General features: G+C 68.9%; 10 protein-coding genes and 1 pseudogene. 7 read left to right on the forward strand and 4 right to left on the reverse strand.

Annotation, left to right across the window (positions count from 1 at the left end; genetic code table 11):
* The first annotated feature begins 90 nt into the window (after positions 1-90).
* Entirely contained in the window at positions 91-666 is a 576-nt protein-coding gene (locus IP78_RS14230; protein ID WP_054112320.1) for a GGDEF domain-containing protein, read from the forward strand.
* On the opposite strand, the gene IP78_RS14235 is transcribed toward IP78_RS14230, so the two are convergent.
* Together IP78_RS14235 and IP78_RS14240 are read right to left on the reverse strand one after the other, a co-directional pair.
* Positions 663-1,886 carry a cyclopropane-fatty-acyl-phospholipid synthase family protein gene (locus IP78_RS14235; RefSeq protein ID WP_054112329.1) on the reverse strand — a complete coding sequence of 408 codons (1,224 nt, stop codon included), beginning with the start codon at positions 1,884-1,886 and terminating at the stop codon, positions 663-665. The genes IP78_RS14230 and IP78_RS14235 overlap by 4 nt on opposite strands.
* A gap of 32 nt (positions 1,887-1,918) precedes the next feature.
* Entirely contained in the window at positions 1,919-3,382 is a 1,464-nt protein-coding gene (locus tag IP78_RS14240; protein WP_054112321.1) for a deoxyribodipyrimidine photo-lyase, read from the reverse strand.
* Between the two features lie 118 nt (positions 3,383-3,500).
* Between IP78_RS14240 and kdsA the strand changes: the two genes are divergently transcribed.
* The 4 genes from kdsA to IP78_RS14260 are packed head-to-tail and all read left to right on the forward strand — an operon-like array spanning position 3,501 to position 7,952.
* Positions 3,501-4,367: a 3-deoxy-8-phosphooctulonate synthase gene (kdsA, locus tag IP78_RS14245; protein WP_054112322.1), complete on the forward strand. Its 867-nt coding sequence runs from the start codon at positions 3,501-3,503 to the stop codon at positions 4,365-4,367.
* An 18-nt stretch (positions 4,368-4,385) separates the two neighbouring features.
* Positions 4,386-5,843, forward strand: coding sequence for a D-glycero-beta-D-manno-heptose 1-phosphate adenylyltransferase (gene rfaE2, locus IP78_RS14250; RefSeq protein ID WP_054112323.1), 1,458 nt, complete (start codon positions 4,386-4,388; stop codon positions 5,841-5,843).
* Entirely contained in the window at positions 5,840-6,838 is a 999-nt protein-coding gene (gene rfaD, locus IP78_RS14255; RefSeq protein ID WP_054112324.1) for an ADP-glyceromanno-heptose 6-epimerase, read from the forward strand. Before rfaE2 ends, rfaD begins: the two co-directional genes overlap by 4 nt.
* A 13-nt stretch (positions 6,839-6,851) precedes the next feature.
* Positions 6,852-7,952, forward strand: coding sequence for a DUF3089 domain-containing protein (locus IP78_RS14260; protein ID WP_054112330.1), 1,101 nt, complete (start codon positions 6,852-6,854; stop codon positions 7,950-7,952).
* Here IP78_RS14260 and recG read toward each other — a convergent pair.
* The gene (gene recG / locus IP78_RS14265) at positions 7,949-10,039 is read right to left on the reverse strand and encodes an ATP-dependent DNA helicase RecG (RefSeq protein ID WP_054112325.1); all 2,091 of its coding nucleotides are present in this window, start codon (positions 10,037-10,039) and stop codon (positions 7,949-7,951) included. The two genes, IP78_RS14260 and recG, sit on opposite strands and share 4 nt — an antisense overlap.
* Positions 10,040-10,137: 98 nt before the next feature.
* On the opposite strand from recG, the gene IP78_RS14270 reads away from it, so the two are divergent.
* Entirely contained in the window at positions 10,138-10,461 is a 324-nt protein-coding gene (locus tag IP78_RS14270; RefSeq protein ID WP_054112331.1) for a succinate dehydrogenase assembly factor 2, read from the forward strand.
* The gene (gene mfd, locus IP78_RS14275) at positions 10,461-13,913 is read left to right on the forward strand and encodes a transcription-repair coupling factor (RefSeq protein WP_054112326.1); all 3,453 of its coding nucleotides are present in this window, start codon (positions 10,461-10,463) and stop codon (positions 13,911-13,913) included. Before IP78_RS14270 ends, mfd begins: the two co-directional genes overlap by 1 nt.
* Here mfd and IP78_RS15580 read toward each other — a convergent pair.
* A pseudogene (locus IP78_RS15580) lies at positions 13,910-14,113 on the reverse strand (GGDEF domain-containing protein); the annotation flags it as partial. The gene mfd and the pseudogene IP78_RS15580 overlap by 4 nt on opposite strands.

A 14,113-nucleotide genomic window follows, 5' to 3' on the forward strand; every position in this document is an offset into this window, starting at 1 on the left:
ACGCGCGTTGCGCCCGCAACCAAGGGCGTTAGCCTGTCCTTGCGCGGCCGTTCCTTGAGTCGCGCCCCTGTGCCGTCTTGGAGCCCGACCGTGACCGACGCGGCCGACATCGACGCCCTCGCCGATCCGCATGCCGAGATCGCCCGCCTGCGCGCCGAGGTCGAGGCCCTGCGCGCCCGCGCAGAGGCTGCGGAGGCGGCGGCCGAACACGATGTCCTTACGCCGGTGCTGAACCGTCGGGGGTTCGTCGCCGCCCTGACGCGGACCATGGCCTACTGCACGCGCTACAAGGTTCCGGCGGCGCTGCTCTATCTCGATCTCGACGGCTTCAAGGGCGTCAACGACAGCCTGGGTCACGCGGCGGGCGACGCGGCCCTGGTGCGGGTGGCGGAGATCCTGCTCGAGAACGTGCGCGCCACCGACGCCGTCGGACGACTGGGCGGCGACGAGTTCGCCGTCGTGCTGCTGAACGCCGGGCTGGAAGAGGGGCGCGAAAAGGCCGCCGCGCTGAAGGCCGCGCTTGAATCGACCGAGTTCACCTGGGAAGGCCAGTCCGCGCGCCTGGACGGTTCATTCGGCGTGCGCGCCTTCGCCGGCCACACCGATGTCGAGGCCTGGCTGGCCGAGGCCGACGCGGCCATGTGGGTGCGAAAGCGCGGTCGCTAGGCGCGGGTCAGGGCCAGCTGAATCACATCGGTCCGCCGCGAGCGGAATCCCGCCTCGCAGTAGGCCAGGTAGAAGCGCCACAGCCGCCGGAACCGCTCATCGAAGCCCCCCATCTTGCGGATGTCGGCCCAGGCCGCCTGGAACCTCTGGTCCCAGCGCGACAGGGTGTCGGCGTAGTCGATGCCGAAGCGCTCGACCGCGTCCCAGCTCAGACCCGCCGCCTCGACCACGGGCTGAAGCCGCGACTCGGACGGCAGCATCCCGCCGGGGAAGATGTATTTCTGGATGAAGTCGACGCGGGCGTTGTACTCGTCGAACAGCTCGTCCTGGATGGTGATGATCTGCAGGCCCGCGCGCCCGCCGGGGACCAGCACGCGGCGCACCTTGTCGAAATAGGCGCCCCAGTATTCCTTGCCGACGGCCTCGAACATCTCGATCGATGCGACGCGGTCGAAGGTGCCTTCGACGTCGCGATAGTCGATCAGGCGGATGTCGGTCCGCTCCGACAGGCCGGCGTTGAACAGGCGCTGGCGGGCGAAGTCGTGTTGCTCCCGGCTAATCGTGACGCCGGTGACATGGGCGCCGACCTCCTTGGCCGCATACTCGGCGAAGCCACCCCAGCCGCAGCCGATCTCCAGCACCCGCATGCCGGGCTTCAGGTCCATGGCGCGGGCCAGATCGGCGTATTTGCGCGTCTGGGCGGCCTCCAGGGGTTCGGACGGGCTGTCGAACCGGGCCGAGGAGTAGGTCATCGTCCGGTCCAGCCACGCCTCGTAGAAGGCGTTGCCGAGGTCGTAGTGGGCGTGGATGTTCTTCTTCGACCCTGTCCGGCTGTTGCGGTTCAGACGGTGCGAGATCCAGTTTGCCGCCAGCATGATGGCGTTGCCGTCGAACAGGCGGCGGATGTGGTCGTAGTTGGAGGCTAGAACCTCCAGCAGCACGGCCAGATGCGGGCTGTCCCATTCGCCCGCGACATAGCCTTCGGCATAGCCGATATCGCCGTTGGCCAAGACGCGGCGGGCGAAGCGGTAGTCGATCACCTGCATGACGGCGGCGGGACCAGGCGTGGCACCCTCCAGCCGGTGGACCTCGCCGTTCGGCAGAGTCAACGTCAGCGAGCCATAGGTCCAGTTCGCCGACAGCAAGCGCACGAGCATGCCGAAAACGCGCGGCGTCTTGTTGGCGACGGGGATGGAGTGGTCTGCTGTGGATGCGGTCATGATGGCCAAGCTGTGTTCCCGAACAGCTACGGTCAATCCTCCGGCATGGCTTCACCGCCGCCGGTGACGACCTTCAGGGCTGCCAGCGCCCGTGCGCGCGCCTCCGCATGGTCCACCAACGGCCGGGGATAGGTGCGACCCAGCGTCACGTCGGCCGCGCGCAGGATCTCCGGCGGGGCCGTCCAAGGCGAGTGGACGAAGGCCGGAGACAACCGCTTCAGCTCTGGCACCCAGCGCTTCACATAGGCCCCATCCGGATCGAACTTCTGGCCCTGGGTCACCGGATTGAAGATGCGGAAATAGGGGGAGGCGTCGGCCCCCGAGCCCGCGACCCACTGCCAGTTCTGGGCGTTCTGGGCCAGGTCGGCGTCCATCAGACAGTCCCAGAACCAGGCCTCGCCCTTCCGCCAGTCGATCAGCAGATGCTTGATGAGGAAGGAGGCCACGATCATCCGCACACGATTGTGCATGAAGCCCGTGGTCCAAAGCTCGCGCATGCCCGCGTCGACGATGGGGTAGCCGGTCCGACCCTTCGTCCAAGCCTCGAACTGGGCCGCATCGTTGATCCACGGCATCCGGTCGTATTCCGGCCGGAAGGCGTCCGTTGGCAGGGTCGGGAAGTGCTGCAGCAGATGCGCCGAGAAATCACGCCAGATCAGTTCGTTCGTGAACTTGTCCGCCTGACTCTCTGAAATCCCGTTGGAACCCGCCGCGTCGTAGGCGGCCGTCCAGGCGCGCCACGGGCTGATCTCGCCGAAATGCAGATGGGGCGACAGGCGGCTGGTGCCCGGTCGGTCGGGCCGGTCGCGGTCGTCGGCATAGGTCTTGAGCCCGGTCTTGAGGAAGTCGGACAGGGCCTTGGCAGCCCCCACCTCTCCCGGCTCGCCCAGAAAGCCCGTCGACCAGTCCGGCCGGGTCGGGTGCAGGTCCCAGGCGTCGATGTCGTCGCTCTCGACCTCCGGCGCGCCGGACAGGTCCGGTGGCCCGAGTGTGTGGGCCGGGGCCACCGCCTGCGCCCTCAGCGCCTTCATGAACGGTGTATAGACCTTGTACGGCCCGCCCGAGCCGTTCAGCACCGTGCCGGGCGTGGTCAGCAGGGTCCCGTTGAACCCCTTCACCTCGACCCCGTCGGCCTTCAGAGCGTGGGCGATGTCCTTGTCGCGCGCCCAGCCGTCGGGCTCGAACAAGCGGTTCATCATCACGCAGGTCGCGCCGCTCTGGTCGATCAGGCGGCGCAGCTCGGCTTCCGAATCACCCCGTCTCAGCACCAGACGGCCGCCGCGCTCGGCGATGGAGGCCGCCAGCGCCCGCAGAGACTTGTCCAGCCACCAGCGGCTGGCCCCGCCGATTTGGCGCGTCGCCGGGCCGTCGTCCAGGATGTAGACCGGCAGGATCGGCCGTCCCGTGGCGTGGGCCGCCTGCAGCGCCGGATTGTCGGCCAGCCTCAGATCGCGTCGGAACCACAGGATGACGGGCGGCTCGCAGTCTGTGGTCACGCCTTCCGGCTCCGTGTTAGGTTGCGAAATCCGGCGGTCGGGACCACCTGACCGCCCCATAGGCTGGGCCAATCCAACGCGCCAGCCGCCAAACCGTCGCTAGTCGAAAGCCCCGCCCGTGACCGCTCCCAACTCCGTCATCACCCTGTCCGGCAACGGCATCACCACGCCCGTCGTCATCGGCGGCGGTGCCCGCATCGCCTTCATCGCCGGTCCGTGCCAGCTGGAAAGCCGCCAGCACGCCCTGGAAATGGCCCATGCGCTCAAGGAGATCGGCCAGCGGCTGAACGTCGGGATCATCTACAAGACCAGCTTCGACAAGGCGAACCGCACCTCGGCCACCGCCGCGCGCGGCATCGGCCTGGAGGGCGCCCTGCCGATCTTCGCCGAGATCCGTGAGGTCACCGGTCTGCCGGTCCTGACAGACGTCCACAACGAGGAACAGTGCGGGATCGCGGCCCAGGCCGTCGACGTGCTGCAGATCCCGGCCTTCCTCAGCCGCCAGACCGACCTGCTGCTGGCCGCGGCCGCGACCGGCAAGGCCATCAACATCAAGAAGGGCCAGTTCCTGGCCCCCTGGGACATGAAGAACGTCATCGCCAAGGTCACGGGCGCGGGCAATCCCAATGTCATGGCCTGCGAGCGGGGAGCCAGCTTCGGCTACAACACCCTGGTGTCGGACATGCGGGCCCTGCCGGTGCTGCGCGACATCGGCTGTCCGGTCGTGTTCGACGCGACCCACAGCGTCCAGCAGCCGGGCGGGCAGGGGACGTCGTCGGGCGGCCAGCGCGAGTTCGTGCCGGTGCTGGCCCGCGCCGCCGTCGCCGTGGGCGTCGACGCCGTCTTCATGGAGACCCACCAGGACCCCGACCACGCCCCGTCCGACGGTCCGAACATGGTGCCCCTGTCGGAGTTCGAGGCCCTCGCCGCCGACCTGATCGCCTACGACGATCTGTCCAAGGCCCGGATGGCGAAGGCGGCGTGAATCCGATAGGCGGTGGGCATGGCTGACACCCACCTCGACCTAGGCGGACTCCAAGCGCTGCTGGACAAGGCGCGCGGCCTGACGATCGCCTGCGTCGGCGACCTGATGCTGGACCGCTATGTCTATGGCGAGGTCAGCCGCATCTCGCCGGAGGCACCCATTCCCGTTCTGCGAGCCCGCCGCATGGTCGCCATGCCCGGCGGCGTGGGCAATGTGGCGCGGAACGTCGCCGCGCTGGGCGCCACCGCGCGCCTGGGCGGCGTCGCCGGTGACGATGCGCCCGGCGCCGAACTCGCCTCGCTGGTTTCGGCCGAGGATCGGATCGAGGATTTCATCGCCCGAACGGCGGCGGGCGGCACCATCGTCAAGACGCGCTACGTCTCCGGCGGGCAGCAGCTGATGCGGCTCGACGAGGAGGAGCCGGTCGTCGGCGCCTTCGAACGGGACGAGGTTTTTTCAAACGCTTCAGCCATTCTCCTGTCAGACTACGCGAAGGGTGTCGTCACCGAGCGCCTGATCCGATCCGCGCTGTGGCAGGCCCAAAACGCAGGCATTCCCGTCATCGTCGACCCCAAGGGCCGCGACTTCGCCCGCTACGGTGCCGTCGACGTGATCAAGCCCAATGCGTCGGAGCTCGCGGGGGCCACCGGCCTGCCGGTCGAGACCGACGCCGAGGTCGAGGCGGCGCTGACCGCCCTGCTGGAGGCCACCACGGCCAAGGCCATCGTCGTCACCCGCGCGGGCAAGGGCATGAGCCTGATGCGGCGCGGCGGCCCCGTCCGCCACTTTCCCGGTCGGGCGCGCGAGGTGTTCGATGTGTCCGGTGCGGGTGATACGGGACTGGCGGCGCTCGGCTTGGCGCTCGGAGCAGGCGCCTCGCTCGAACAGGCGGTGCAGCTGGCCATCCTGGCGTCCGGCGTCGTCGTCGGAAAGAGCGGCACGGCCGTGATCACCCCCGCCGAACTGATCGAGGCCGAGGTCAGCCAGCACGCGGGCGCGGCGCTCGCCAAGGTCACCGGCCTCGACGACCTCGCCGCCGAGGTCGAGGCCTGGCGCGCCCAGGGACTGAAGATCGGCTTCACCAACGGCTGTTTCGACATCCTGCACCGCGGTCACGTCGCCTATCTGGCCCAGGCGCGGTCATGGTGCGATCGGCTGGTGGTCGCTTTGAACACCGACGCCTCGGTCCGCGCGCTGAAGGGCGAGGGACGACCAGTCAACGACCTCGACAGCCGCGCCGTCGTCATCGGCGGCCTGGCCAGCGTGGACCGCGTGACCTCCTTCGACGACCCGACGCCCATCCGCCTGATCGAGCGGTTGCGGCCCGATGTGCTGATCAAGGGGGCGGACTACACGCGTGAGGGCGTGGTCGGGGGCGATCTCGTCGAGAGCTGGGGCGGAGAGGTGCGGCTGGCCGCCTTTACCGACGGCTTTTCCACGACCAAGACCATCGAGACGATGAAGGGGTCGGCATGAGGCGGGCGGTCGTGGTCACCGGCGGGGCTGGCTTCATCGGCTCCAACATCGTCTCGCGTCTGTGCGCTGAGGATCGCTGGGACGTCATCGTCTGCGACCGGCTGGAGAGCGCCGACCTCGGCAAGTGGAAGAACATCGCCAAGTCGCCCATCGCCGACTTCTGGCAGCCGGAGGAGCTGTTCACCCAGCTGGACCGTCACGTCGACCGTGTCACGGCCATCGTCCACATGGGGGCCATATCCTCGACGACCGAGCAGGACGCGGACCTGATCCTAAGGACCAACTTCAGCCTGTCGCGGGATCTGTGGGACTGGTGCGCGCTCAACGACACCCGGCTGATCTACGCCTCATCGGCGGCGACCTATGGCGACGGTTCGGCAGGGTTCAAGGACGCCGACGATCTTGCTTCTATCTCCCGGCTTCAGCCGCTAAACGCCTATGGCTATTCGAAGAAGCTATTCGACCAGTACGCCGTGCGCGAGGCCTCTCGCGACCATGCACCCAAGCAGTGGGCGGGGCTGAAGTTCTTCAACGTCTATGGCCCCAACGAGGGCCACAAGGGCGGGATGAAGTCCGTCATCGCCCAGATCTGGCCGAAGGTCGCGGTCGGCGAGACCGTCAACCTGTTCCGCTCGCACCATCCCGACTACGCCGACGGCGGCCAGCTGCGCGACTTCGTATTCGTCGACGATGTGGTCGACATCATCGACTGGCTGCTGTGCGAGCCCCGGATCAGCGGTATCTTCAACGCCGGGTCGGGCCAGGCGCGGTCTTTCCTCGACCTGGCCAAGGCCACCTTCGCCGCTGCGGGCCAGGAGCCCCGTGTCGCCTACATCGACATGCCCGAGGCCATCCGCGACCGGTACCAGTACTTCACCCAGGCCAGCATGGACCGGGTGCGTTCGCTGGGCTTCTCCGGACAGTCCACGCCGCTGGAGGAGGGCGTGCGCCGCTACGTCCAGAACTTCCTGAGCCAGCCGGATCCCTATCGGTGAGGGCGCGGTGATCCTGCCCCGCCTGACGTTGCGCCAGTGGTTCGGATGGATTGGGTTCGCGCTCGTCTTTTTGCTGGCGGCGGCGGTGGCGGTGTGGCGGGGCGATATCCTCCGGGCCGGGCTGGACCCGCAGATCCCGTTCCAGACCTACGACCCGCCGCCGGTGCCGGACTATGCCGAGCCGACCGCATGGGCTCTTCGCGACGTGCGCACGCCCGGGGCGGGGCCGGCGGCGGTCTTCTTCCTGCATTCCACCACCTATGAAGGCGGCGAGGAGTGGAACGGTCCGATCGGCGACCCGGACGCCGATGCCTATCTCGACCGGGTCGTTCTTCCCAACTACGCGGGTCCATTCGCACGCGCCGGCTCCGTCAGCGCGCCGCGATACCGCCAGGCCTCACTGTACACCCGGCTGACGTTGCGGGACGACGCCCGCGACGCCCGGGCCTTCGCCTATGGCGACGCGCTCATGGCCTTTGACGCCTGGGTGGCGGCTCATCCGACGGGGCCTCTGGTTCTGGCGGGCGTCGAGCAGGGCGGAGAACTGATCGACAGGCTGCTGCGTGAACGGATCGTGTCCAACCCGACGCTTGGTGCCCGCGTCGCAGCCGTCTATCTGATGGACGTGATTGTGGCGCGAGAGCCGCTGTCGCCCTCGCTCCCCGCCTGCGCTACCGCCACCAGCATCGGCTGCGTCATTGCCTGGTCGGGCGTCGATGAGAAGAACGACGGCGCGGCCCAGCGCCGGCTGCGCCGCGCCCTGGTGTGGGACGCCAACGGACGTCTGGTTGATCTCACCGGTCGTCAGGCGTTGTGCGTCAATCCGGTCAGCGGAGCCGCTGATGAGGTCGCCGTTCCCGCCCGCCGCCACCAGGGGGCCGCCAACGCCACGGGGCTGGAGTGGGGGGTTCATCCGGCTTTCATCGACCGGGCCGTGGCCACCCAGTGCCGCCAGGGCATCCTGCGCCACACCGAGCTGACGACCGAGTCTTTTCGCGAGGTTGGCGGCTGGGCGGATCGACGGAAAGCCCGTCAATACAATCTATTCTATGCTGATATTGAAGCCGACGTTGAACGTCGTCTGAACGTCTGGATGGCCTCCAACGCGGGCTAGTCAAGCGCCGCGCGCTCGCTTCTCCAGTCGAAAAGAGCCTCAAGCACCTGGATCGCCTTGCCGCGCTCCGACAACAGGTCGGGATCGCGGCCGAGCACCAGCCGCGCGTCGTCCGCGGCCGCCAGAAGCAGAGCCCGGTGCCGGATCGGATCGGCAAAGCGATAGGCCGGAAAGCCGCTCTGCTTCAGCCCCAGCGGATCGCCGCCGCCCCGCAGCCGGAAATCCTCCTCGGCGATCTCGAAGCCGTCCTCGGTGCGACGTAGTGTCTCCAGCCGGAGCCGTGCCGTCTCGCCCAGCCCCGCGTCCTCGCCCCCGTACAGCAGGATGCAGGCGCTGGCCTTGGAGCCCCGGCCGACGCGGCCGCGAAGCTGATGCAGCTGGGCCAGGCCGAAACGGTCGGCGTGCTCGATGACCATGATGGAGGCGTTCGGCACATCGACGCCGACCTCCACCACCGTCGTCGCCACCAGCACCGGCAGGCGGCCGTCGGCGAAGTCGGCCATGACGGCTTCCCGCTCCGCCCCCGGCATCTGGCCGTGTGCCAGCCCGACCTCACCGCCCAGAAGGCGGCGCAGATCGACTGCGCGCGCTTCCGCCGCCGCCAGGTCGACAGCCTCGGACTCGGCCACGAGGGGACAGATCCAGTAGGCCTGGGCTCCGCTCTCGACCGCCGCCTTCAGCCGCTTGGCCACCTCGCCGATACGGGCCAGCGGCAGGACGGCGGTGGCCACGGGCGTTCGGCCCGGCGGCTTCTCGGTCAGGCGGCTGACGTCCAGCTCGCCGTATTGGGTGAGCTCCAGGGTGCGCGGGATCGGCGTGGCCGACATGGTCAGCAGATGCACGCCGCCCGTCCTGGGGTCGCCCTTGGCCTGAAGTCGCGCGCGTTCATTGACGCCGAACCGGTGCTGTTCGTCGATGACGGCCAGACCCAGCCGGTCGAACCGTACCGCGTCCTGGAACAGGGCATGCGTCCCGATCGCCACCTGCGCCACGCCGGACGCCAGGGCGGCCAGCTTCTCGCGGCGCTCGGCCGGCGTGTCGCGGCCCGTCAGCAGGATCGTCGGCGCGCCCGCTGCCTCCAGCATGGGCCCGAGCCGCTGATGATGCTGCCGCGCCAGGATCTCGGTCGGGGCCATCAGGGCGGACTGGAAGCCGCTGGAGGCCGCGTCCGCCATGGCCAGCGCCGCCACGGCGGTCTTGCCCGAGCCCACGTCGCCCTGCAGCAGCCGCCCCATCTGCTCGCCGGATGCCAGATCGCGGCGGATTTCGGCGACCGCCTGATCCTGCGCCCCCGTCAGGCGGAAGGGCAGGGCGGCCAGCAGAGCCTCGGACACCGCGCCCGGCCGGATGACCGGCCCCGGCGTGATCTGCCGCGCCCGCCGCCGCCGCGCCAGGGCCAGCTGATGCGCCAGCAGCTCGTCATAGGCCAGTCTCTGGCGCGCCGGTGCATCGGCCTCCAGATCGGCCTCGGCCTTCGGCGCATGCAGCGTCTCGATGGCCGTCCGCCAGCCCGGCCACCGCTGCTTCGCCAGCCAGGCCGGGTCCTGCCATTCCGGCAGGTCTGGTGCGACGGCTAGAGCCGACAGCGCGATCTTTCGGACCTGCCGAGAGCTGATCCCCTGCGTCGCCGGATAGACGGGCTCGACCACCGGAATCTCTTCGCTCTTGTCCAGCGGCACGATCCAGTCGGGATGGACGATCTGGACCTCGCCGTTGAAGCGTTCGACCTTGCCCGACACCAGGCGGCGTTCGCCCCGGGGCAGCTGGCGCTCGATGTGCTGGGGACTGCCCCCGAACCAGATCAGGTGGACGAAGCCGGTGTCGTCGCTGGCTCGCACCTTCAACGGCACGCCCGGCCGACCGGGCGCGATCATGCGGTCGACGATCACGTCGAACACCCCGACCTCACCCTCGATGGCATTGGCGGCCTCGGTGCGGCGGCGCGTGATGACGCCGTTCGGGGCCAGGAACAGCACGTCGCGCACCAGGGGTCCCGCCAGCTTCTGCACCAGCGGCAGGGTGCGCGGCCCCACGCCCTTCAGCGTGCCGACCTCCGCGAACAGGGGAAACAGAATCTCCGGGCGCATCGCCTGCGACCATAGCGGTCGCAGCGGCGCTGGCGAAACGGGCAGGGGAACGCTATCTCCCGCGACCTGTTGGAATGATGGACCGGGCAAGGATTCTTGTGGCCGAACACGATGCGCGCGCCGAAACCCCCTCTGATCCTCGCCGCGAACGGCTGGGGCGGCTGACCTTCCGCGCCTGGCGTCGGGGTTTCCGCGAGGCCGATCTGGTGCTCGGACCGTTCATGGAGGCCGAAGGCGCGGCCCTCTCGGACAGCGAACTCGACGCCTTCGAGGCCCTGCTGGCCGAGGACGACCACGACCTTTACGCCTGGATCATCGAGTCCAAGCCGACGCCCGAGCCGCACGCCACTCCGCTGATGACCCGTCTGCGCGCCTTCATGCGCACCCATGTCTCGGCTGCGGTCGCTGAAGGGGCAGGCTGATGGACGGCGCCCAGATCGAACGCCGCACGGATCAGACCCTGGGCGGCGCGCCCGAAGGCATGGATGCCCTCGTCGTCGCCGAGCGGCTTAAGGCGTCCAGTGGCGTTGCTGTTTTCGTGGCGCGCGACGCGACCCGGGCCGCGGCATTCAGACAGGCGTTTGGTTTCTTCGCCAAGGATATTGAGGTTCTTGAGTTTCCGGCTTGGGACTGTTTGCCCTACGATCGGCTAAGCCCGACTTCGAGCGTCTCCGCCGAACGGATGGCGGCGCTCACGACGCTCGCCCGCCGCGAGGTCGAGGCGCGCGAGCCCCTGCTGGTCGTCACGACCGTCGCCGCCGCCATGCAGCGCACGCCGCCGCGCGAAGTGACCACGGCCGCCGGGTTCGACGCCGTGGTCGGCCGCGATCTCGACCTCCAGGCGCTGGAGACCTACTTCGCCATCAACGGCTACGTCCGCGCCTCGACCGTCAGCGACCGGGGCGAGTTCGCGGTGCGGGGCGGTGTGGTCGACGTCTTCCCGCCCGGTTTTGCCGAGCCCGTCCGTCTCGACATGTTCGGTTCCGAACTGGAATCCATTCGCACCTTCGACCCCGAGACCCAACGCTCGACCGGCCAGCTGCGCGAGGTGTCGTTGTCGCCGGTGTCCGAGGCCCTGTTGGACAAGGACAGCATCAGCCGCTTCCGCAGCGGCTACCTCAATCTGTTCGGCGCGCCGGGCGAGGACCCGATGTACGCCTCGGTCAGCGAAGGCAGCCGCCGTCAGGGCTTCGAGCACTGGCTGCCCTTGCTCTACGACCGGCTGGAGACCCTTTTCGCCTATCTGCCGGATCGCGCGGCGATCTTCGTCGATCATCAGGCGGACGCGGCGCGTGCCGATCGCTGGGCGCTGACGCGGGATGCTTATGAAGCTCGTCAGGAGGCCTCCAAGGCCAAGGGCGGCGGGGCCAACCGGACGCTGCCACCCGAGCGTCTGTATCTGCCCGAGGAGGAGTGGAACGGCGCGCTGGCCGGACGCTCCGTGCGTCGCTTCAGTCCCTTCGACGGCGGAGCCGAGGACGCCGGCGGTCGGCTGGGTCGCACCTTCGCCGCCGAACGCGCCCAGGACAGCGTCAACCTGTTCGGGGCGGTCGCCGCCCATGCCGGAAAGCTGAAGGCCGAGGGCAAGACCGTCCTGTTCGCCAGCTGGACCGAGGGGTCTTCGGATCGTCTCGGCGTCATGCTGTCCGACCACGGACTGGAGCCGGTCGTGGCCGTCCGCGACTGGGCCGATGTGCAGGCGGCGTCCAAAGATCTCTTCCTGCGCGCGGTCCTGTCGGTCGAGCACGGCTTCGTTACCGAAGACGTCGCCGTCATCTCCGAAACGGACATCCTGGGCGACCGTCTAGCGCGGCCCAAGCGCAAGCGCCGCGCGTCGAACTTCCTCGCCGAGGCCTCGGCCCTGACCACAGGCGACCTCGTCGTCCACCTCGATCACGGCATCGGCCGCTATGAGGGGCTCAAGACGCTGGAGATCCAGGAGGCGCCGCACGACTGCCTGGAGCTTCTCTATGCGGGTGAGAGCAAGCTCTACCTGCCCGTTGAAAACATTGACCTGTTGACCCGTTACGGGGCCGAGTCCGACGACGTCCAGCTGGATCGTCTGGGCGGCGCCGGCTGGCAGGCGAGGAAGGCCAAGGCCAAGCAGCGTCTGCGCGACATGGCCGAGGGCCTGATCGCGCTCGCCGCCAAGCGCGCGCTCAAGACCGGCGAGCCGATCACCCCGCCCCACGGCCTGTTCGACGAGTTCTGCGCCCGCTTCCCCTACGAGGAGACCGACGACCAGCTGAACGCTATCGGCGACGTGCTCGAGGACCTCGGCAAGGGCTCGCCGATGGATCGCCTGATCTGCGGTGACGTCGGATTCGGCAAGACCGAGGTCGCCATCCGCGCCGCCTTCGTGGTCGCCATGAGCGGCCAACAGGTCGCCATCGTCTGCCCGACGACGCTATTGGCCCGCCAGCACTTCAAGACCTTCTCGGAACGCTTCGCTGGTTGGCCGATCAAGGTCCGGCACCTGTCGCGCATGGTCACCGCCAAGGATGCGGCCGAGACCCGCGCGGGGCTGAAGGACGGCTCCTTCGAGATCGTCGTCGGCACCCACGCGGTGCTGTCCGATCAGGTCGGCTTCAAGGACCTGGGCCTCGTCATCGTCGACGAGGAGCAGCACTTCGGCGTCAAGCACAAGGAAAAGCTCAAATCCCTGCGCGCCAACGTCCACCTGCTGACCCTGACCGCCACGCCCATCCCGCGCACGCTGCAGATGGCGCTGTCGGGCATCCGCGAGATGTCGATCATCGCCACCCCGCCGGTCGACCGCCTGGCGGTGCGGACCTATGTCGCGCCGTGGGACCCGGTCATGGTGCGCGAGGCCCTGCTGCGCGAGAAGTATCGCGGCGGCCAGGCCTTCTACGTCTGCCCGCGCCTGTCGGACCTGCCCGACATCGAGGCGTTCCTGCGTGTCCAGGTGCCTGAGATCAAGTTCGTCGTCGGCCACGGCCAGATGAGCCCGACCCAGCTGGAAGACGTCATGAGCGCCTTCTACGACGGCAGCTACGACGTGCTGGTCTCGACCACCATCGTCGAAAGCGGCATCGACATTCCGACCGCCAACACCTTGATCGTGCACAGGGCCGACATGTTCGGCCTGGCCCAGCTGCACCAGATCCGGGGCCGGATCGGCCGGTCCAAGGCGCGGGCCTTCGCCTATCTGACGACCGATCCGAACAAGCCCATGACCCTGTCGGCCGAGCGCCGGCTGCAGGTGCTGCAGTCGCTCGACAACCTGGGCGCCGGGTTCCAGCTGGCCAGCCACGATCTGGATCAGCGCGGCGGCGGCAATCTGCTGGGCGACGAGCAGTCGGGGCATATCCGCGAGGTCGGGGTCGAGCTGTATCAGCAGATGCTGGAGGACGCCGTCGCCGAACTGCGCGCCAACGGCGAGGCGGGCAGCGTCGACCGGGGATGGTCGCCGGCCATCAACGTCGGCGCGGCGGTCCTGATTCCAGAGGATTACGTCCCGGACCTGAACGTCCGTCTCAGCCTCTATCGCCGCCTGTCGGACGCCGAGAACACCGAGAGCCGCGAGGCCCTGGCCGCCGAACTGATCGACCGCTTCGGCCCCCTTCCGGACGAGGCCAAGCAGCTGCTGCGCATCGTCGGTATCAAGGCCAACTGCAAGACGGCCTGCGTGGAGCGCATCGACATCGGTCCCAAGGGCGCGGTCCTGACGCTGCGCGACAACCGCTTCCCCAATCCCGCGGGCCTCGTCGGCCTGATCCAGAAGAACCACGCCAGCTGGAAGATCCGGCCGGATCAGAAGATCGTGGTCAAGGGCGACTGGCCGACGCCGGAGGACCGCCTGAAGGTCGCCGAGCGGATCACCACCGACCTGGCGCGCGTGGCGGGGGCCTAGGCCGCTCGCGCGGCGTGCAGGTCGGCCGAGGCGCGCTCCAGCACGGCCGCCGCGCTCTCGCCCGGCATCAGCTCGGCCACGCCGACGCGGAACTCGACCACGAACGGCGAGCGGTCCGGGCCGGCGTCGAAGGCGGTGCAGCCGATCACCGCCGCGATCCGCTCGGCCGCCAGCCGCGCGGCGGGGCCGGGTGTGGCGGG

The organism is Brevundimonas sp. AAP58, assembly GCF_001295975.1.
GTDB lineage: Bacteria > Pseudomonadota > Alphaproteobacteria > Caulobacterales > Caulobacteraceae > Brevundimonas.

Bases quoted from the DNA above. Each gene is read 5' to 3' on its own strand.
- IP78_RS14235 (WP_054112329.1), bottom strand. From the start codon at position 1,886: ATGACCGCATCCACAGCAGACCACTCCATCCCCGTCGCCAACAAGACG.
- rfaE2 (WP_054112323.1), top strand. From the start codon at position 4,386: ATGGCTGACACCCACCTCGACCTAGGCGGACTCCAAGCGCTGCTGGAC.
- rfaD (WP_054112324.1), top strand. From the start codon at position 5,840: ATGAGGCGGGCGGTCGTGGTCACCGGCGGGGCTGGCTTCATCGGCTCC.
- recG (WP_054112325.1), bottom strand. From the start codon at position 10,039: ATGCGCCCGGAGATTCTGTTTCCCCTGTTCGCGGAGGTCGGCACGCTG.
- mfd (WP_054112326.1), top strand. From the start codon at position 10,461: ATGGACGGCGCCCAGATCGAACGCCGCACGGATCAGACCCTGGGCGGC.